The following is an 18,773-nucleotide window of genomic DNA, read 5'->3' on the forward strand; positions in this document are numbered from 1 at the left end:
TGGTAATCCGAGGTAACAAAATTAGTTTCCTGAGATGGTTTCTGTTATCACATCTTCTAAAATCGATAATCCTCTATCAAGCACATCTTCTTGAATATTAAGAGGTAGCATTAATCGGATGGTTTGTCCGCTTACACCGCAGTTCATAATGAGCAAGCCATTTTCCAGTGCTTTTGATTTAATTTTCGGTACAAATAAAGCAGCAGATTCGGAATCGAATTCAATCCCGATCATCATGCCGACTCCTCGGACTTCAACAATGCCCGGTAAATGCCCGACCGAGTTATGAAGCCTGCCGACAATCTCGGCACCGAGTTTAGCACTTCGTTCTACTAATTTCTCTTCTTCAATAACCTCAATGTTCGCCAATGCCGCAGCACAAGAAACTGGATTTCCTCCAAATGTCGAACCATGACCGGCCGTCGGCCATTTTTCATGAAGTTCTCGACTTGCTACAATGGCCCCAAGAGGCATGCCGCCGGAAAGGGCTTTTGCCAGTACTAAAATATCAGGAGTCACATTCGCATGCTCTGCCGCGAACATTTTGCCTGTACGGCCAAATCCTGTTTGTACTTCATCAAAGATAAGCAAAATGCCGTGTTCCTCTGTAATTTTTCTTAAAGCTTGCAAAAAGCTTGGCGGTGCCGGATAATAGCCGCCTTCCCCCATTACCGGTTCAATGATGATAGCCGCTACACGAGAAGGATCCACTCGTAAATCGAATAATTTTTGAAGCTGATTCAAGCAGTACTCTTCCGCTTCTTCTTCTCTAATGTTTTTCAGCTGGCCTGGATACGGATAGGGAACGTGGTACACCTCGCCTAAAATCGGTTCATAATAACGACGGTATTTAGAGCTTGATGCCGTAATGGCAGTTGCTCCTAATGTACGGCCATGAAACGATCCTTCAAAAGCAATAATCGCAGGTCTGCCTGTGGCCGCTTTTGCTAGTTTAAGAGCACCGTCAATAGCCTCAGCTCCCGAATTGGAGAAAAAGACAGTGTCTAGGTTTCCTGGGGTGATATGTGCAAGCTTTTCCGCCAAATTCGCTGCCGTTTCATAATAACCATAGTTCAATCCAAGATGAATCAAGGCTTCAGCTTGCTTTTTAATGGCTTCTACCATTTTTCCATGGGTATGCCCGACTGCATTAACGGCTACTCCTGAAACGAAATCGATATATTCCTTTCCGTCAGTCGTCCAAAATTTGGCACCATGCGCTTTTTCAATGACAAGCTCCGTTACCCTGGTCATAACCGGTGATAAATGTTTTTGTGCTTTTTTTTGAATATCTTCTGTTTTATTTTGTAATTTCATATAGCTCATCCTTTCTTAATTGACCTTTAAATATCGTGAATGATTCATCTAAAATTCTTACCATCTCATCAATATCTGTTCTCGTAACATTTAAAGGAGGGCTGATGATGAGGTGCTCCCCCTTTGTGCCGTCAATGGCACCGGAACCGGGATAAAAAACCGCACCGAGTTCCATCGCAATTCCATTCAATCTTTCTGCAGCTTTTTCAGATGGATTGAACAGCAGATCCTGCCCGCGATCCTTCACAAGCTCCAAACCGATTAATAGCCCTCTGCCACGAACATCAGATATATAAGTATGTTTTTGCTTCAGTTCCAAAAGACGTTTGACTAGGTAGGAACTTTGTTCTTTGACGTTATCAAGCACCATCTCTCGCTCATATACGTCCAATGCAGCAAGACCGGCAGCAACAGCCACAGGATGCCCGCTATAGGTGTAACCGTGAATGAATTTCCCGTCGCTGTTTTGTATGAGCCCGTCAATTAACCGATCATGAACAATCATTCCGGCAAGCGGCGCATATCCCGCTGATACCCCTTTTCCGAATGTGATGATATCAGGCGTGATTCCAATCTGTTCTGTCGCGAAGTTGGTACCCGTACGGCCGAATCCAGTCATCACTTCATCGATAATTAAGACGATTTCGTAACGATCACACAGTTCACGAACTTTCTCAAAATACCCCGTCGGCGGTGGAACAGCACCTTGCTGGCTTCCGACAATCGGTTCGGCGATAAATGCCGACACGTTCTCAGGACCAAGCTCTAAAATGGTTCTTTCAATATCCGTCACACATGTCCAGTTTTGTTTGGAGAGACAATCCTCTTTTTGACGATCGTACGGACAACGGTGGCAGTACGGAGAATAGACATGGGCATAGTTTAAAAGATTAGGAGTGTATGCATGTCTTCTTTTAACGTCTCCTCCTGCTGATAAAGAACCGATGGTGTTCCCGTGATATGATTGCCATCGCCCGATCACCATATGTTTTTGGGTTCTGCCGGCATCCCGATGATATTGCCGCGCCAGCTTCAAAGCACTTTCATTTGCTTCTGAGCCTCCGGTTGTAAAATACACTTTATTTAAATGGTCTGGGGCCATTTTTCCGATGGTTTCAGCCAGTTCATGCAATGCTTTCGTCTCGAAGCGCATGGTATGGACGAAAGCTGCTTTTTTTGCTTGTTCCGCCATGGCCTCCCCTATAGAAGTAATCCCATGGCCTAAGTTAGCTGCAACCGCACCCGAGCAAGCATCCAAATATTTTTTTCCGTTCTCATCGATGAGATAGACACCTTCACCGTGGGTAATAATCGGATACTCCTTTTTTAAATCCCGATGAAACACGTAGTCTTTTTTTATTCCATCCATCTTTCCACCACCATTGCCAATCCTAATCCCCCCGCCACACAAATCGTCGCAAGGCCATATTGCCGTTTTTGTTTTTCAAGCTCATGACATAATGTAGTGACGATCCTTGCACCGGAGCACCCAAGTGGGTGGCCTAAGGCAATCGCCCCTCCGTTGACATTTACGTTATCTCCTTTTATGCCCCATTCTTTTAAACAAGCAAGACTTTGAGCAGCGAATGCTTCATTTAATTCAATTAAATCGATATCTTCCAAACGAAGACCTGCTTTTTTCAACGCAATTTGGGATGCTGGAACCGGACCAATTCCCATTTCTTTTGGTGATACACCCGCTGCAGCAAAGGAACGAATCCTGGCCAATGGGACCACTCCAAGTTGTCTGGCTTTTTCTTCAGACATCAACAATAGCATCGAGGCCCCATCATTTCTGCCGGAGGAGTTTCCGGCTGTTACCGTACCATCCTTTTGAAACACAGGACGCAGTGTTCCTAACTTTTCAATGTCCGTCAATCTTGGGTACTCATCGACCGCAAAATGTCTGATTCCCTTTTTTCCTTCCTTTACCGGAACAGGAATGATTTCTTCTTCAAAATGGCCCATTTCAATGGCACGTTTCGTTTTCTGCTGACTCATGAAGGCAAATTCATCTTGTTCACGGCGGCTAATCTTATATTTTTCAGCCAGCCACTCAGCTGTTTGCCCCATCGTGAAACGTCCATATATCTCCTCCGGCTGCGATTTTGGCTGACTCTCCGTATTCGAATCATAGAGCGTTATATCTCCCATCTTCTGGCCGAATCGAGTACCAATCATATAATGAGGAGCTTGTGACATGCTTTCGACACCTCCTGCTAAAACGACGTCCGCCTGACCTGTCATAATCGACATCGCCCCGTTAATGACGGCCTGCATACCCGAACCGCATTGACGATGAACGGTATAAGCAGGAATCGATTCTGGAAAATGGGCCTGTAATGCTGAGACTCTTGCAATATTCGGTGCATGCGCACTCTGCTTTGTTTGGCCGACAATGACTTCATCGACAATATTGGCGCCATAACCGGAAGCAGAAAGATTATTTTTCATGATGAGAGATACAAGCTCTTCTGGAGGCGTATCTGCCAATGATCCGCCGAAACTTCCGATAGCAGTCCGAAATGCATTTACAATTACAACCACTACGCGGTCACCTCTTTGCCTTTATTGAAAGATTCAGCAATTTGAAAAGGTGCTTCCGTTTTCTGTTGAACTTCCTCAAGAGAAACTCCAGGTGACAGCTCAATAAGATGGAGCCCATCTTCCTTTACAGCGAAAACTGCTAAATCGGTTATAATTAAATCCACAATTCGCTCCGATGTGATCGGATAGGTTAATTCTTTGACGATTTTTGACTCTCCCTGGTTAGACGTATGCATCGTTGTTACGATTACCTTTTTGGAGCCTTCCAATAAATCCATCGCCCCGCCTACACCAAGAACACTTTTTCCTGGCACGGCCCAGTTGGCGATCCGCCCCATTGCATCGATTTGCAGCACACCAAGAATCGAAACGCTTACATGTCCTCCGCGAATCATCGCAAAAGAGGAAGCACTATCAAAAAAGGATGACCCTTCCAATACTGTGACAGGCAGTTTCCCTGCATTGACAAGATTTTGGTCAATATGCTCTGGATCAGGGGTAGGACCTACACCAAGGATGCCGTTTTCTGAGTGTAAAAAAACCTTAACATCGGATGGAATGTAATCAGCCACCAGCGTTGGAATCCCTATGCCTAAATTGACGATATCGCCATCCTTCAATTCCTTCGCCGCTCGTGCAGCAATGTATTGTTTCACGTTCAAGCTAGTTCCCGCCCTTCACTACGATAAAATCAACGTATAAATGAGGGGTCACAATTTCTTCAGGAGAAATTTGGCCTACCTCCACAATCTCATCCACCTCTGCAATCACCACATCCGCAGCTGTTGCCATCATCGGATTGAAGTTCCTTGCCGATTTGTTGTAGATGAGATTTCCTAATTGATCCGCTTTTTTCGCTTTAATGAAAGCGAAGTGGGCTTTAAGAGGCTCTTGGAAAACATATTTTTTACCGTTAAGGATGCGCTCCTCTTTATTTTCGGCGATTTTTGTTCCTACGCTGACCGGCGTATAAAACCCTCCTAGTCCTGCACCACCCGCTCGAATAGCTTCAGACATCGTTCCTTGCGGGAGAAGCTCCACATCCATTTCCTTTTCCTGATAGGATTTAACCACCTCCGGGTTGGATGTAAAATAAGATCCTATCGCTTTTTTCACTTGTTTTTGCCGTACTAAAACCCCAAGGCCTCTACCTGGTTCACCAAGGTTATTACTAATAATCTCTAAATCTTTCACTTCCGACTGAGCCAAAGCGGCTATTAAACTAAGCGGACTTCCAACAAGTCCAAATCCACCTACCATAATTCGTGAGCCGCTTTTAACCATTTTTACAGCTGCTTCGCATGTAATCAGCTTGCTCATGTTTTTTATCCCTGCCTCTCCATCGACTTTTGTGGATGTTAACAGTTCGGTAAAATAAAAAACCGAGCAAAACATAAATCTCTATAAAGAATGTCGTTCTAAAGAACATTCCTTACAAAGAGTTCATGTTTGCCCGGTTTTAATAAGACCATGGGAAGAGGTCATCCTCCCACTTTATTATAACCAAACGTTATGTATTAATTTGCTTCACATTATCCCAGTAACGTTGAACTGCAGCTTGAAGAGCCACAATGATCGCTTGCTGGGATGGAGCAAAATAAAAACTTTGAATTCGTTTAATCAACTGCTCAACACCGTCTTGTAGACAGTAGCCTATCAGCAGTTTTTGAAAATAATTTTTTGTTAGTTCAGTTACGAATGTGAATTCAGCTCCGATAATCTTATGATCTTTCAGATCTACTTCGAGGACAATTCCCGCATGCTTATACATTTCATACATGGAAGTTCCCTGTGGAGCTTTTGCATATCCTGTAACAATCACTGTTTCCAGTGCTTGCATGCCCTTATCCACCTTTCATAAACCCACTGAACATGTTTCTAACACGAGTATACGGGTCAGAATAAACAATGTCAATGTGAATATTTTAAATTTTCGAAAATGTTGAAGCGCTTTCAGTATCAAAAAAGAGCTTACGACTATTTTTTTAGACCTATCACATTTTCTCCCTTGCCTGTTAAAATCCTTCTAGAAAAGTTGCTTCCTCTGCTACTTTTGCTTTTTCAGGATTCACTCCTTTCATCTCCTAAAAAATATACGAACTTGCTTATCACTATTTTCAACTTATAAACTTGCAATTTCTGTACCAAAATTAAAAACGCTATTTTGCTAACCTTTTTTGGAAACAATATGCCAAATCTTTTGGCACTTTCCTTATTTTTTTGCACCTTAACTGCAAAAAGCTCTTTCCGATAAAATGGAAAGAGCAAAAATTATAATCTATTTTTTTGACTTAGGCAGTCACTCCTGAAAAACTCTTTGCTACCTTAGCCACTTTTGCAAGACCTTCGGCAATAATCGTCTCTGCCTTGTCTGGCGCTGCATTATGACCTTCAATAATTACTTCATCGACGATTTGCATTCCGAATAAGCCGCCTACCATATTTTTAATATAAGTAGCTGCCATCTCCATTGGAGCTGCTTCAGGTGTTGAGTAAATACCGCCGCGTGCAGTTAGGATCACAGCCTTTTTGTCAGACATCAAGCCGACTACACCAGCTTCAGTGTATTTGAAAGTGAAACCTGCTCCAGCTACATAATCAAAAAATGTATGCAATTTTGCTGGGATAGTTAAGTTCCATAGCGGGAATGCAAATACAACAACATCTGCTGCAGAAAGAGCATCCATTGCTTTTTGTTTCGCAGCTATAATACGTTGCTCAACATCAGTTAACTCTACACCAGATTGTAATTTACCGAAAGCATTGAATAGATCTTGGCCAAAGTAAGGCATATCCTCTGCAAATACATCATAAGTTGTTACATTAACGCCTTCAAGATTCTCCATGAATGTTTCATACATTTTACTAGAAACAGCCTCAGAAGCTGGACGGTTGTTTGCTTTTACTACTAATATGTTCATCTATTAAAATCTCCTTTTCCGATATCTTTAGTTTTGTTATCTCGAACTCATAATATATTAATATAAGACATTCGTCAAACAATTGATACTGACAATGGAGGAAAATTTGGGGATTGACTTTGTAAGGAGCATTTCTGAAGAGTTGATTCGTTCGCGATATTGTTCATGATAGTTTAAAATGTACATAGTTTCTAAAATTTCCTATAGATTGAGGGATGGAATTGATAAGAAATGAAAATCCAAGCATGTTAAATCTGTTGAAAATTCCAAGTGGAGAAGATCTTATCATTGGACGAATGTATATTGCGGAGGGGGTAGGCCCGCATGCCACGGTGGTACTATTGCATGGTTTTCCTGGGGTTATGATGAATCTTGATACGGCTTCCGAGCTTCAACGGCAAGGCTGGAATGTCCTGGTTATTAATTATCGCGGCGCCTGGGGAAGTCAAGGCAGCTTTTCATTTACCCATTCGTTAGAAGATGTTCGTGCAGCGCTTCAGTACATCAAACAAACGGAAATTGCCAAGGAAAATAGAATTGATATCGAACGAATTGCGTTAGTGGGACACAGTTTCGGCGGCTTTTTAGCACTGAAGGCAGCCTCTTTAGAGCCATCAATCAAAGCCGTTGCTTCCCTTTCAGGAGCCAACTTTGGTTTATTTGTACAAATGCTCGAGCAAGACCCATCCTTCGAGGCTCAAATAAGGGAAGTTTTACAGGAGGGTATCTTTTTCCTAAATGGTGCTTCTGTAGAGTCGATTATAGAAGAAGTCCGTATCCATAAGCATGAATGGAATACCTTTTTACTCTCCCCTCTGCTTAAGGATCGAAAGCTTCTCTTAACTGCAGCTGTTTTTGATAAGGAACTACCAAAATTATATTTTCATGACCCGCTCGTGAACATCCTTGAAAAAGATGGCGCAAAATATCTTCAATGTGAAGTTTTTGAAACAGACCATAATTATGTCGATAAACGCAAAGAAATCGCACTCACACTTCACAACTGGTTAAACGAGGCCCTATCTTAAAAAACGTATCTAAAAAAGGCGATTCCAATTGGGACCGCCTTTTTAGATCGTTGAAGAACAAATGGACACCATTCTGAGAAATGCAATTCACCCCAAAATCGTCTAAAACTGCAAAAATCCCCTCCAAAAATAAAATTTGCGAGCAAAAATACCTTCTTTTAGCCCAAAAACCGCTCCAAATTTGAATAATGTCGATTCGATAGGAACCTGATTTCCCGTTATGGTAAAGGTACCCGGGAATACATGAAAAGCGCGCTTTCTGAAAGGAATCACCCTTGGAAAGCTTTGAACAATTAGTTGACCAGTACGAACCCATGCTCCACAAGATCATGAACTCGCTCCACCTATACAAAAACCATGACGAATTCTATCAACACAGTCTCATTGCCCTTTGGGAAGCAAGTCAACGCTTCGAACCTAACAAAGGAAGCTTCACCAACTATGCCTACACCTACATCAAAGGCTGCCTCCTCATGGAATTGAAAAAATCACACCAAGATTATGAACGAAATGTACACCTAGATGAGCCATTTTGGGACCTAGTAGAAGATTCCGATTCTGATGAGCCATTACAGAAAGAAATCCTGCTATCCTACTGTGAAATGCTGACACCGAACCAAAAGAAATGGCTCCTGTACACCGTCTTTGATCAACTATCGATCAAAGAAATCGCCGAACTAGAAAAGGTGTCCCTATCAGCAGTGAAAAGTTGGCGCAGCGGGGCTCGGGAAAAAGTGAAAAAGTTAATTAGGGATTAGCGAGACCAGTTATTAACTTACTGTCTTTAAAATTTTACTTTGAGTCGGTCGTCTGACCAAGGACAAACCTTTTTGGGTTTGTCCTTACATAAACTGACACTCATTCGACTAATTAACATATAGGCTATACAAGTCAAACGTTTGATGAAACAGGCACAAGTCTTGAATTAAATAAATTTCCAAAGCCGTACTTGCGTGAATCATGTCAAACCCCGCTTGAAAATTTCGCAGGAAATATTCCACTATTCTACAAAATTCCTTCATGGTGAATAACCATTTTTATGAAGAAAAAGTGTATACAACTTCCTTAAATAAGCAACATATAAAAAAACAGGTAGGGTGATAACAAATGCTTGCAACTTTTCTTAGACTAGGGCTTCTCTTAATTCCTTGGTTAACCGTTCCTTTTATGCCGAAAGATGAGTTAAAAAAGTATACGCCTGTGGCAACATTTGCTTCATTTTTGGTACTAATCGTAAGCTTTTTATCGATCCCATTTAAATGGTGGACTATAAAAGGCGGACTCAAAACTAAAGCATTCAATGACCTTAGCTTTATATTAGGACCATACTTTGTTGGAACGATTTGGATTTTTCGGATGACATTCGGAAAATTTGGCCTCTTTGCTTTGATTAATGTATTGATGGATTCCTTCCTATCCTTCCCTTTCACTTGGTTGGCTCAAAAACTAAAGATGTACAAATTAGTAAATTTTAAGCCAAAACATATTTTTTTCATCTCTACTTCTTTTGCACTTGTTAGCTACATCTACCAGTTATTTATTTCTCGCGATTCTACAGAGAAATTCCATAACCACCAAAAAACAGGCAGGTACTAGTCTGTTTTTTTTGTTACATATGTGGTCATTCCACACTGAATAAATTAATCGGTGTTTTACACACTATTAAGGTAGCTCTTGACCACATCATGAAAGGAATTCATCCATGAAAAAACGATCTGTACTTCTCTTTAGTTTGTTCTTCCTTCTGCAAATTAATTTATCATCGGCACTTGCAGCTAATAATCCACGAAATCTATATGAGGTGAAATCGGGCGATTATTTATGGAAAATTGCTAAAACCTATGGGACAACTGCCTCAGACCTAAAACTAATCAACGGATTACAATCGGATTTAATCCTTGTTGGTCAAAAACTAAGGGTTCCGATCATGTATGAAGTAGTTGGAGGCGATACACTTTGGAAACTCTCACAAGCCTTTAATTCAACCGTTTCTTTGATAGCTACTACGAATGGACTCTCCTCCGATCAGATTTATGTAGGGCAAAAATTAAAAATTCCTCCTCAGCAACTGACCATGGATGGAAAGTTCATAAGGATGAATCGAGAGGAATTTAAAGATTGGATTTTTAACCACAAATTCACTAGAAAAGTGGGCAAAATTCAACAACATCACACCTATCAACCCTCTTATCAGCAATTCAATGGGTCGAATCATTTCGCATTGATGAAGGGGATGGAGGAGTATCATATATCGGGGATGAAATGGAGTGAGATCAGTCAACAATTAACCACCTTTCCGGATGGAACCGTGGTAGTAGGCAGATCTTTTAACAAAGCGCCTGAAGGTTCATTCGGATTACTAAATAAAGAAGCAATGCACGCAATCGAAGCAGATGCAATCGCCATTGAAAACGTTGGAAACTTTGATGCAGAACATATGACAGCCGAACAAAAAGAAACAATTGTTACAGTTGCGGCACTACTTATGTTGAAATACGGATTAACCCCTTCTGTTGACACGATCACCTATCATCATTGGTGGGATATTAATTCAGGAGAACGAGTGTTAGATTACAGTGAAGGACATGCAGTTAAAACGTGTCCAGGTACTGGATTCTTCGGCGGAAATTCCACCACAGACGCAAAAAACAATTTTTACCCGCTCGTAACACAAAAAATGCAAGAAATCTTAGCATCGATGCGTTAAGCCACTGGGAGGGTTCTCTTGTGCAGTTGTGTGAACCCTTCCCTGCTCCTCTTCCCGAACCAAAACACCCACCTTTTGGGCTTATTCCTTTAATAAAATTATCCAATCTAGTTAAATTTTTCTGGTATAATTTATTCTTAGTATAAAATTTTGAACAGGATAAGGAGAGTGTATTTTGGAAGGTACATTTGGATTACTTTTAAACGTAGTCATCACCATTTATTTAATTATTGATTCTCGTAAGCATGGTAAAAGCCCCGTCCTTTGGGGAATTCTCGGTTTCTTTTTTGGTGCGATTGCCTTAGGGATTTACTTAATTAAAACAAATCGAAAAGTGCTTGGTTGGATTATTACGATTATTAGTATAATCGGTTATGTTGTCTTACTCTTAGTCATTTTATTAGGAGTGGCTCTAATCATGGGCGGAGGATTTTCTTAAGCAATCTCCCCATAGGTTTATAAAGGGGAATATACAAAACTATTAAAAACCATGCTGATTAAACAGCATGGTTTTTTGTTTTGTATCAATCACCTTGTTATTTTTCTATAAAGTAATCCTCCAATTATCTGAATCTAATAATTAGTTTGTTATTTACAAGATGCGAATAAATGTATATAATCCTATATAAATACTAGGAATTGTTAGGGCGTGCGGATTATGAGTATAGGGATTACATTGATGGGTTTACTTGTAGGTTTTTTGGTAGGATTGACGGGTGTAGGCGGAGCAGCACTCCTAACTCCAGTGCTAATTTTAATAGGGGTTAATCCTTCAATTGCTGTAGGTACAGACCTTGTTTATAATTCAATCACAAAGCTATTCGGACTTGTTCAACATTGGCGACAAAAAACAGTTAATCTTCAGATGGTAAAGTATTTAGCAATGGGAAGTATTCCTAGTGCAGTCATTGCAATTGGTTCCCTTCACTATTTTGAAGCATATTACCACAATCAAGAACAGATTATTAGGCATTCCCTCGGTTATATACTGATATTTGTTTCACTAGCTATCATTATCAGAACGTTTGTAGAAAAAAAATTAAGACCTAATCGCTGGCAATTAAAACCTTTAAGTGAAAAGAAGATGCTAACAATCTTAATTGGCTGCGTTTTTGGATTTATCGTCGGACTCACTTCTTTAGGGTCAGGTTCTTTATTTGCTGTGGCAATGATCTACCTTTATCGAATGAAGACATCAGAGATGGTTGGTACCGATATTACTCACGCGTTTCTCTTGGTTACAGTAGCAGGGATGCTTCATATCGGTTATGGTAATGTTAACTATATGCTTGTGGGTAATTTACTTATGGGCTCCATTCCGGGAGTATTGATTGGCAGCAGCATTTCTGCAAAGGTTCCAACGAGACCGCTGCGAACCGTTGTTGCTGTACTAATCTTTGTAAGTGGACTGAAGTTAATCTAATTTTGCATAAAAAAAGTCAGCATATATGCTGACTTTTTTATATGAACCTAAATATCTATTATTATTATGATGCCTTCTAATGTTTCCTAGAGAAGTCCGAACCGTCCCCAAGGTCCATGTAAAAATAAAAAAACCACCTTCAAAAAATGGTTACTTTTTTAAAGGCAGTTATTATTAAGTGAATATCGATTAGTTTAAAAAATGGCTCCGCAGGTAGGACTCGAACCTACGACCGATCGGTTAACAGCCGATAGCTCTACCACTGAGCTACTGCGGAATAAACAATATGGTGGGCCTAAATGGACTCGAACCATCGACCTCACGCTTATCAGGCGTGCGCTCTAACCAGCTGAGCTATAGGCCCAATTTGGAGCGGGTGATGAGAATCGAACTCACAACATCAGCTTGGAAGGCTGAGGTTTTACCACTAAACTACACCCGCATTTTAAAATTTGGAGGCAACACCCGGATTTGAACCGGGGATAGAGGTTTTGCAGACCTCGGCCTTACCACTTGGCTATGCTGCCTAACTAGTAAAATTAATGGGGCGGCTGATGGGAATCGAACCCACGAATGTCGGAACCACAATCCGATGCGTTAACCACTTCGCCACAACCGCCATAATGGTGGAGGGGGACGGATTCGAACCGCCGAACCCTGAGGGAGCGGATTTACAGTCCGCCGCGTTTAGCCACTTCGCTACCCCTCCATATAAATAAAAAATGGCTCAGGACGGAATCGAACCGCCGACACAAGGATTTTCAGTCCTTTGCTCTACCGACTGAGCTACTGAGCCTAAAAATATGTATAAAAAACAGTAGGTTAACTACTGGGATAAAAATGGCGGTCCGGACGGGACTCGAACCCGCGACCTCCTGCGTGACAGGCAGGCATTCTAACCAACTGAACTACCGGACCAAATTGCGGGGACAGGATTTGAACCTGCGACCTTCGGGTTATGAGCCCGACGAGCTACCGGACTGCTCCACCCCGCGACAATAAAATATGGTGATAAATATGGAGGAGGAAGAGGGATTCGAACCCCCGCGCGGTATGACCCGCCTGTCGGTTTTCAAGACCGATCCCTTCAGCCAAACTTGGGTATTCCTCCGAATAAAGTGGAGTCTAGGGGGATCGAACCCCTGACCTCCTGCGTGCAAAGCAGGCGCTCTCCCAGCTGAGCTAAGACCCCGTATTAAAATAAAGAATGGTCGGGAAGACAGGATTCGAACCTGCGACCCCTTGGTCCCAAACCAAGTGCTCTACCAAGCTGAGCTACTTCCCGTAAAAATGCGCCCTGAGAGATTCGAACTCCCGACCTTTTGATTCGTAGTCAAACACTCTATCCAGCTGAGCTAAGGGCGCAAATGAATTAAATTAACTTAAATGGTGCCGAGGACCGGAATCGAACCGGTACGGTAGTCACCTACCGCAGGATTTTAAGTCCTGTGCGTCTGCCAGTTCCGCCACCCCGGCATTGTTGGAGCGGAAGACGGGATTCGAACCCGCGACCCCCACCTTGGCAAGGTGGTGTTCTACCACTGAACTACTTCCGCGTATTAATTTTAAAAGTGAGCCATGAAGGACTCGAACCTTCGACCCTCTGATTAAAAGTCAGATGCTCTACCAACTGAGCTAATGGCTCGTACTAAAGGTGCCGGCGAGAGGACTTGAACCCCCAACCTACTGATTACAAGTCAGTTGCTCTACCAATTGAGCTACCCCGGCGTAATCTATGAAAGATAAATATGGTGGAGGATGACGGGATCGAACCGCCGACCCTCTGCTTGTAAGGCAGATGCTCTCCCAGCTGAGCTAATCCTCCAGATATGGTGACCCCTACGGGATTCGAACCCGTGTTACCTCCGTGAAAGGGAGGTGTCTTAACCACTTGACCAAGGGGCCAGATTATATTGACGAAAAAAATAACCCATAAGGGCTTGCCTGGCAACGTCCTACTCTCACAGGGACGCGTGTCCCAACTACCATCGGCGCTGAGAAGCTTAACTTCCGTGTTCGGTATGGGAACGGGTGTGACCTTCTCGCCATTGCTGCCAGACTATTTAATTGAGGTTTCATTCCCTCAAAACTAGATAATGCAGAAGAAGTTTGTAAACTTTGAGTTCACCTTAAAAATGGTTAAGTCCTCGAACGATTAGTATCAGTCAGCTCCACATGTTACCACGCTTCCACCTCTGACCTATCAACCTGATCATCTTTCAGGGTTCTTACTAGCTTGCGCTATGGGAAATCTCATCTTGAGGGGGGCTTCATGCTTAGATGCTTTCAGCACTTATCCCGTCCGCACATAGCTACCCAGCGATGCTCTTGGCAGAACAACTGGTACACCAGCGGTGCGTCCATCCCGGTCCTCTCGTACTAAGGACAGCTCCTCTCAAATTTCCTGCGCCCACGACGGATAGGGACCGAACTGTCTCACGACGTTCTGAACCCAGCTCGCGTACCGCTTTAATGGGCGAACAGCCCAACCCTTGGGACCGACTACAGCCCCAGGATGCGATGAGCCGACATCGAGGTGCCAAACCTCCCCGTCGATGTGGACTCTTGGGGGAGATAAGCCTGTTATCCCCGGGGTAGCTTTTATCCGTTGAGCGATGGCCCTTCCATGCGGAACCACCGGATCACTAAGCCCGACTTTCGTCCCTGCTCGACTTGTAGGTCTCGCAGTCAAGCTCCCTTGTGCCTTTACACTCTGCGAATGATTTCCAACCATTCTGAGGGAACCTTTGGGCGCCTCCGTTACTTTTTAGGAGGCGACCGCCCCAGTCAAACTGCCCACCTGACACTGTCTCCCACCCCGATCAGGGGTGCGGGTTAGAATTTCAATACAGCCAGGGTAGTATCCCACCGACGCCTCCACCGAAGCTAGCGCTCCGGCTTCTCAGGCTCCTACCTATCCTGTACAAGCTGTACCAAAATTCAATATCAGGCTACAGTAAAGCTCCACGGGGTCTTTCCGTCCTGTCGCGGGTAACCTGCATCTTCACAGGTACTATAATTTCACCGAGTCTCTCGTTGAGACAGTGCCCAGATCGTTACGCCTTTCGTGCGGGTCGGAACTTACCCGACAAGGAATTTCGCTACCTTAGGACCGTTATAGTTACGGCCGCCGTTTACTGGGGCTTCGATTCAGAGCTTCGCTTGCGCTAACCCCTCCTCTTAACCTTCCAGCACCGGGCAGGCGTCAGCCCCTATACTTCGCCTTGCGGCTTCGCAGAGACCTGTGTTTTTGCTAAACAGTCGCCTGGGCCTATTCACTGCGGCTCTTCGAGGCTATTCACCTCAAAAAGCACCCCTTCTCCCGAAGTTACGGGGTCATTTTGCCGAGTTCCTTAACGAGAGTTCTCTCGCTCACCTTAGGATTCTCTCCTCGCCTACCTGTGTCGGTTTGCGGTACGGGCACCTTTTATCTCGCTAGAGGCTTTTCTTGGCAGTGTGGAATCAGGAACTTCGGTACTAAATTTCCCTCGCTATCACAGCTCAGCCTTCACGAGAGGCGGATTTGCCTACCTCTCAGCCTAACTGCTTAGACGCGCATATCCAACAGCGCGCTTACCCTATCCTCCTGCGTCCCCCCATTGCTCAAACGATAAAGAGGTGGTACAGGAATATCAACCTGTTATCCATCGCCTACGCCTTTCGGCCTCGGCTTAGGTCCCGACTAACCCTGAGCGGACGAGCCTTCCTCAGGAAACCTTAGGCATTCGGTGGATGAGATTCTCACTCATCTTTCGCTACTCATACCGGCATTCTCACTTCTAAGCGCTCCACCAGTCCTTACGGTCTAGCTTCAACGCCCTTAGAACGCTCTCCTACCACTGACATCAAAGATGTCAATCCACAGCTTCGGTGATACGTTTAGCCCCGGTACATTTTCGGCGCAGAGTCACTCGACCAGTGAGCTATTACGCACTCTTTAAATGGTGGCTGCTTCTAAGCCAACATCCTGGTTGTCTAAGCAACTCCACATCCTTTTCCACTTAACGTATACTTTGGGACCTTAGCTGGTGGTCTGGGCTGTTTCCCTTTTGACTACGGATCTTATCACTCGCAGTCTGACTCCCACGGATAAGTCTTTGGCATTCGGAGTTTGTCTGAATTCGGTAACCCGATGAGGGCCCCTAGTCCAAACAGTGCTCTACCTCCAAGACTCTTACTACGTGAGGCTAGCCCTAAAGCTATTTCGGAGAGAACCAGCTATCTCCAAGTTCGATTGGAATTTCTCCGCTACCCACACCTCATCCCCGCACTTTTCAACGTGCGTGGGTTCGGGCCTCCATCCAGTGTTACCTGGACTTCACCCTGGACATGGGTAGATCACCTGGTTTCGGGTCTACGACCACATACTCATACGCCCTATTCAGACTCGCTTTCGCTGCGGCTCCGTCTCTTCAACTTAACCTTGCATGGGATCGTAACTCGCCGGTTCATTCTACAAAAGGCACGCCATCACCCATGAACGGGCTCTGACTACTTGTAGGCACACGGTTTCAGGAACTATTTCACTCCCCTTCCGGGGTGCTTTTCACCTTTCCCTCACGGTACTGGTTCACTATCGGTCACTAGGGAGTATTTAGCCTTGGGAGATGGTCCTCCCTGCTTCCGACCGGATTTCACGTGTCCGGCCGTACTCAGGATCCACTCAGGAGGGAACGAAGTTTCGACTACAGGGTTTTTACCTTCTCTGACGGACCTTTCCAGGTCGCTTCATCTACCCCGTTCCTTTGTAACTCCATGTTGAGTGTCCTACAACCCCAAGAGGCAAGCCTCTTGGTTTGGGCTATGTCCCGTTTCGCTCGCCGCTACTCAGGGAATCGCGTTTGCTTTCTCTTCCTCCGGGTACTTAGATGTTTCAGTTCCCCGGGTATGCCATCAATACCCTATGTATTCAGGTAAAGATACTGTTCCATTACGAACAGTGGGTTCCCCCATTCGGAAATCTCCGGATCAAAGCTTACTTACAGCTCCCCGAAGCATATCGGTGTTAGTCCCGTCCTTCATCGGCTCCTAGTGCCAAGGCATTCACCGTGCGCCCTTTCTAACTTAACCTAAAAGGTTTATAACTCTTACTAAATAAGAGAGAAAAACTAAAATGGCGATTACTCGATGTTTACTTTGCTTCTTCATTACGATTATCTAGTTTTCAAAGAACGAATGGTTTGAGAGAATTGCACTCTCAAAACTAAACAAACAAAGATCGTGTACAAACTGTTTTGTCTGGCTCACAGGTCCAGCTTTATCCTTAGAAAGGAGGTGATCCAGCCGCACCTTCCGATACGGCTACCTTGTTACGACTTCACCCCAATCATCTGTCCCACCTTAGGCGGCTGGCTCCTTACGGTTACCCCACCGACTTCGGGTGTTACAAACTCTCGTGGTGTGACGGGCGGTGTGTACAAGGCCCGGGAACGTATTCACCGCGGCATGCTGATCCGCGATTACTAGCGATTCCGGCTTCATGCAGGCGAGTTGCAGCCTGCAATCCGAACTGAGAATGGTTTTATGGGATTGGCTAAACCTCGCGGTCTTGCAGCCCTTTGTACCATCCATTGTAGCACGTGTGTAGCCCAGGTCATAAGGGGCATGATGATTTGACGTCATCCCCACCTTCCTCCGGTTTGTCACCGGCAGTCACCTTAGAGTGCCCAACTGAATGCTGGCAACTAAGATCAAGGGTTGCGCTCGTTGCGGGACTTAACCCAACATCTCACGACACGAGCTGACGACAACCATGCACCACCTGTCACTCTGTCCCCCGAAGGGGAAAATCCTATCTCTAGGAGTGTCAGAGGATGTCAAGACCTGGTAAGGTTCTTCGCGTTGCTTCGAATTAAACCACATGCTCCACCGCTTGTGCGGGCCCCCGTCAATTCCTTTGAGTTTCAGCCTTGCGGCCGTACTCCCCAGGCGGAGTGCTTAATGCGTTAGCTGCAGCACTAAAGGGCGGAAACCCTCTAACACTTAGCACTCATCGTTTACGGCGTGGACTACCAGGGTATCTAATCCTGTTTGCTCCCCACGCTTTCGCGCCTCAGCGTCAGTTACAGACCAGAAAGCCGCCTTCGCCACTGGTGTTCCTCCACATCTCTACGCATTTCACCGCTACACGTGGAATTCCGCTTTCCTCTTCTGCACTCAAGTCCCCCAGTTTCCAATGACCCTCCACGGTTGAGCCGTGGGCTTTCACATCAGACTTAAAGGACCGCCTGCGCGCGCTTTACGCCCAATAATTCCGGACAACGCTTGCCACCTACGTATTACCGCGGCTGCTGGCACGTAGTTAGCCGTGGCTTTCTGGTTAGGTACCGTCAAGGTACCGGCAGTTACTCCGGTACTTGTTCTTCCCTAACAACAGAGCTTTACGACCCGAAGGCCTTCATCGCTCACGCGGCGTTGCTCCATCAGACTTTCGTCCATTGTGGAAGATTCCCTACTGCTGCCTCCCGTAGGAGTCTGGGCCGTGTCTCAGTCCCAGTGTGGCCGATCACCCTCTCAGGTCGGCTACGCATCGTCGCCTTGGTGAGCCGTTACCTCACCAACTAGCTAATGCGCCGCGGGCCCATCTGTAAGTGTCAGCCGAAACCGACTTTCAGCTTTTCCTCATGAGAGGAAAAGGATTATCCGGTATTAGCACCGGTTTCCCGGTGTTATCCCAGTCTTACAGGCAGGTTGCCCACGTGTTACTCACCCGTCCGCCGCTAGACTCCGAAGAGTCTCGCTCGACTTGCATGTATTAGGCACGCCGCCAGCGTTCGTCCTGAGCCAGGATCAAACTCTCCAAGAAAGTTGATTAGCTCATTTTGTTACGT

13 protein-coding genes, 19 tRNA genes and 3 rRNA genes are annotated in these 18,773 nt (G+C 44.8%); 6 read left to right on the plus strand and 29 right to left on the minus strand.

What is annotated here, in order from left to right; genetic code table 11:
• Positions 1 to 21: 21 nt before the first annotated feature.
• The 7 genes from QNH17_RS26790 to QNH17_RS26820 form a co-directional block, all read right to left on the minus strand.
• Positions 22 to 1,317 carry an aspartate aminotransferase family protein gene (locus tag QNH17_RS26790; RefSeq protein ID WP_283876358.1) on the minus strand — a complete coding sequence of 432 codons (1,296 nt, stop codon included), beginning with the start codon at positions 1,315 to 1,317 and terminating at the stop codon, positions 22 to 24.
• Positions 1,301 to 2,686 carry an aminotransferase family protein gene (locus QNH17_RS26795; RefSeq protein WP_283876359.1) on the minus strand — a complete coding sequence of 462 codons (1,386 nt, stop codon included), beginning with the start codon at positions 2,684 to 2,686 and terminating at the stop codon, positions 1,301 to 1,303. Before QNH17_RS26795 ends, QNH17_RS26790 begins: the two co-directional genes overlap by 17 nt.
• Positions 2,674 to 3,864, minus strand: coding sequence for a thiolase family protein (locus QNH17_RS26800; RefSeq protein ID WP_283876361.1), 1,191 nt, complete (start codon positions 3,862 to 3,864; stop codon positions 2,674 to 2,676). The genes QNH17_RS26795 and QNH17_RS26800 overlap by 13 nt, the downstream gene beginning before the upstream one ends.
• A complete protein-coding gene (locus QNH17_RS26805; RefSeq protein ID WP_283876364.1) occupies positions 3,864 to 4,526 on the minus strand; it encodes a 3-oxoacid CoA-transferase subunit B in 663 nt (220 codons plus the stop codon). Before QNH17_RS26805 ends, QNH17_RS26800 begins: the two co-directional genes overlap by 1 nt.
• Before the next feature lies 1 nt (position 4,527).
• Positions 4,528 to 5,184 (minus strand): CoA transferase subunit A, encoded by a 657-nt coding sequence (locus QNH17_RS26810; protein WP_283876367.1) that lies wholly within the window; start codon positions 5,182 to 5,184, stop codon positions 4,528 to 4,530.
• A 190-nt stretch (positions 5,185 to 5,374) separates the two neighbouring features.
• The gene (locus QNH17_RS26815; RefSeq protein ID WP_283876371.1) at positions 5,375 to 5,704 is read right to left on the minus strand and encodes a DUF3870 domain-containing protein; all 330 of its coding nucleotides are present in this window, start codon (positions 5,702 to 5,704) and stop codon (positions 5,375 to 5,377) included.
• Positions 5,705 to 6,155: 451 nt separating this feature from the next.
• Positions 6,156 to 6,785, minus strand: coding sequence for an FMN-dependent NADH-azoreductase (locus tag QNH17_RS26820; protein WP_283876372.1), 630 nt, complete (start codon positions 6,783 to 6,785; stop codon positions 6,156 to 6,158).
• Positions 6,786 to 7,006: 221 nt separating this feature from the next.
• Here QNH17_RS26820 and QNH17_RS26825 point away from each other — a divergent pair, with 221 nt between their 5' ends.
• The 6 genes from QNH17_RS26825 to QNH17_RS26850 all read left to right on the plus strand — a co-directional run bounded on the left by QNH17_RS26825 (position 7,007) and on the right by QNH17_RS26850 (position 11,943).
• Complete coding sequence (locus QNH17_RS26825) at positions 7,007 to 7,813, plus strand: alpha/beta hydrolase family protein (protein WP_283876374.1); 807 nt, start codon at positions 7,007 to 7,009, stop codon at positions 7,811 to 7,813.
• A gap of 275 nt (positions 7,814 to 8,088) precedes the next feature.
• Complete coding sequence (locus QNH17_RS26830; RefSeq protein ID WP_283876377.1) at positions 8,089 to 8,571, plus strand: sigma-70 family RNA polymerase sigma factor; 483 nt, start codon at positions 8,089 to 8,091, stop codon at positions 8,569 to 8,571.
• Between the two features lie 349 nt (positions 8,572 to 8,920).
• Positions 8,921 to 9,409, plus strand: a complete 489-nt coding sequence (locus QNH17_RS26835) for a hypothetical protein (RefSeq protein ID WP_283876379.1) — start codon at positions 8,921 to 8,923, stop codon at positions 9,407 to 9,409.
• A 106-nt stretch (positions 9,410 to 9,515) separates the two neighbouring features.
• Positions 9,516 to 10,520, plus strand: coding sequence for a peptidoglycan recognition protein family protein (locus tag QNH17_RS26840; RefSeq protein ID WP_283876382.1), 1,005 nt, complete (start codon positions 9,516 to 9,518; stop codon positions 10,518 to 10,520).
• A 175-nt stretch (positions 10,521 to 10,695) separates the two neighbouring features.
• Positions 10,696 to 10,959 (plus strand): hypothetical protein, encoded by a 264-nt coding sequence (locus QNH17_RS26845; protein WP_349632553.1) that lies wholly within the window; start codon positions 10,696 to 10,698, stop codon positions 10,957 to 10,959.
• 219 nt (positions 10,960 to 11,178) lie between these two features.
• Complete coding sequence (locus QNH17_RS26850; RefSeq protein ID WP_283876383.1) at positions 11,179 to 11,943, plus strand: sulfite exporter TauE/SafE family protein; 765 nt, start codon at positions 11,179 to 11,181, stop codon at positions 11,941 to 11,943.
• A 202-nt stretch (positions 11,944 to 12,145) separates the two neighbouring features.
• Here QNH17_RS26850 and QNH17_RS26855 read toward each other — a convergent pair.
• The 22 genes from QNH17_RS26855 to QNH17_RS26960 all read right to left on the minus strand — a co-directional run bounded on the left by QNH17_RS26855 (position 12,146) and on the right by QNH17_RS26960 (position 18,748).
• Positions 12,146 to 12,220: transfer RNA gene (locus QNH17_RS26855), tRNA-Asn, on the minus strand.
• Positions 12,221 to 12,230: 10 nt separating this feature from the next.
• Positions 12,231 to 12,307 (minus strand) — tRNA-Ile (locus tag QNH17_RS26860).
• 4 nt (positions 12,308 to 12,311) lie between these two features.
• Positions 12,312 to 12,385 (minus strand) — tRNA-Gly (locus QNH17_RS26865).
• Positions 12,386 to 12,396: 11 nt separating this feature from the next.
• Positions 12,397 to 12,470 (minus strand) — tRNA-Cys (locus QNH17_RS26870).
• A gap of 16 nt (positions 12,471 to 12,486) precedes the next feature.
• Positions 12,487 to 12,562, minus strand: a tRNA-His gene (locus QNH17_RS26875).
• A gap of 5 nt (positions 12,563 to 12,567) precedes the next feature.
• Positions 12,568 to 12,652, minus strand: a tRNA-Tyr gene (locus tag QNH17_RS26880).
• Positions 12,653 to 12,666: 14 nt separating this feature from the next.
• Positions 12,667 to 12,739: transfer RNA gene (locus tag QNH17_RS26885), tRNA-Phe, on the minus strand.
• Between the two features lie 45 nt (positions 12,740 to 12,784).
• A tRNA-Asp gene (locus QNH17_RS26890) sits at positions 12,785 to 12,861 on the minus strand.
• 3 nt (positions 12,862 to 12,864) lie between these two features.
• Positions 12,865 to 12,938 (minus strand) — tRNA-Met (locus QNH17_RS26895).
• 23 nt (positions 12,939 to 12,961) lie between these two features.
• Positions 12,962 to 13,054, minus strand: a tRNA-Ser gene (locus tag QNH17_RS26900).
• 8 nt (positions 13,055 to 13,062) lie between these two features.
• A tRNA-Ala gene (locus tag QNH17_RS26905) sits at positions 13,063 to 13,135 on the minus strand.
• Positions 13,136 to 13,151: 16 nt separating this feature from the next.
• A tRNA-Pro gene (locus tag QNH17_RS26910) sits at positions 13,152 to 13,228 on the minus strand.
• 6 nt (positions 13,229 to 13,234) lie between these two features.
• Positions 13,235 to 13,308: transfer RNA gene (locus QNH17_RS26915), tRNA-Arg, on the minus strand.
• A gap of 22 nt (positions 13,309 to 13,330) precedes the next feature.
• Positions 13,331 to 13,419 (minus strand) — tRNA-Leu (locus QNH17_RS26920).
• Between the two features lie 5 nt (positions 13,420 to 13,424).
• Positions 13,425 to 13,499, minus strand: a tRNA-Gly gene (locus QNH17_RS26925).
• A gap of 16 nt (positions 13,500 to 13,515) precedes the next feature.
• Positions 13,516 to 13,588, minus strand: a tRNA-Lys gene (locus QNH17_RS26930).
• 10 nt (positions 13,589 to 13,598) lie between these two features.
• Positions 13,599 to 13,671: transfer RNA gene (locus tag QNH17_RS26935), tRNA-Thr, on the minus strand.
• A 21-nt stretch (positions 13,672 to 13,692) separates the two neighbouring features.
• A tRNA-Val gene (locus tag QNH17_RS26940) sits at positions 13,693 to 13,768 on the minus strand.
• Positions 13,769 to 13,773: 5 nt separating this feature from the next.
• Positions 13,774 to 13,848, minus strand: a tRNA-Glu gene (locus tag QNH17_RS26945).
• Between the two features lie 37 nt (positions 13,849 to 13,885).
• A 5S ribosomal RNA gene (rrf, locus tag QNH17_RS26950) occupies positions 13,886 to 14,002 on the minus strand.
• A gap of 76 nt (positions 14,003 to 14,078) precedes the next feature.
• Positions 14,079 to 17,013 (minus strand): 23S ribosomal RNA (locus QNH17_RS26955).
• A 197-nt stretch (positions 17,014 to 17,210) separates the two neighbouring features.
• A 16S ribosomal RNA gene (locus QNH17_RS26960) occupies positions 17,211 to 18,748 on the minus strand.
• The 16S, 23S and 5S rRNA genes sit together here with 19 tRNA genes alongside, the layout of an rRNA operon.
• Positions 18,749 to 18,773 lie beyond the last annotated feature (25 nt).

It is taken from the genome of Neobacillus sp. SuZ13, assembly GCF_030123365.1.
Classification (GTDB): Bacteria; Bacillota; Bacilli; order Bacillales; family Cytobacillaceae; genus Neobacillus.

What these genes read in the sequence shown, in the direction of transcription:
- QNH17_RS26790 (WP_283876358.1), bottom strand. Translation starts at nt 1,317, where the DNA reads ATGAAATTACAAAATAAAACAGAAGATATTCAAAAAAAAGCACAAAAA.
- QNH17_RS26795 (WP_283876359.1), bottom strand. Translation starts at nt 2,686, where the DNA reads ATGGATGGAATAAAAAAAGACTACGTGTTTCATCGGGATTTAAAAAAG.
- QNH17_RS26810 (WP_283876367.1), bottom strand. Translation starts at nt 5,184, where the DNA reads ATGAGCAAGCTGATTACATGCGAAGCAGCTGTAAAAATGGTTAAAAGC.
- QNH17_RS26815 (WP_283876371.1), bottom strand. Translation starts at nt 5,704, where the DNA reads ATGCAAGCACTGGAAACAGTGATTGTTACAGGATATGCAAAAGCTCCA.
- QNH17_RS26820 (WP_283876372.1), bottom strand. Translation starts at nt 6,785, where the DNA reads ATGAACATATTAGTAGTAAAAGCAAACAACCGTCCAGCTTCTGAGGCT.
- QNH17_RS26835 (WP_283876379.1), top strand. Translation starts at nt 8,921, where the DNA reads ATGCTTGCAACTTTTCTTAGACTAGGGCTTCTCTTAATTCCTTGGTTA.
- QNH17_RS26840 (WP_283876382.1), top strand. Translation starts at nt 9,516, where the DNA reads ATGAAAAAACGATCTGTACTTCTCTTTAGTTTGTTCTTCCTTCTGCAA.
- QNH17_RS26850 (WP_283876383.1), top strand. Translation starts at nt 11,179, where the DNA reads ATGAGTATAGGGATTACATTGATGGGTTTACTTGTAGGTTTTTTGGTA.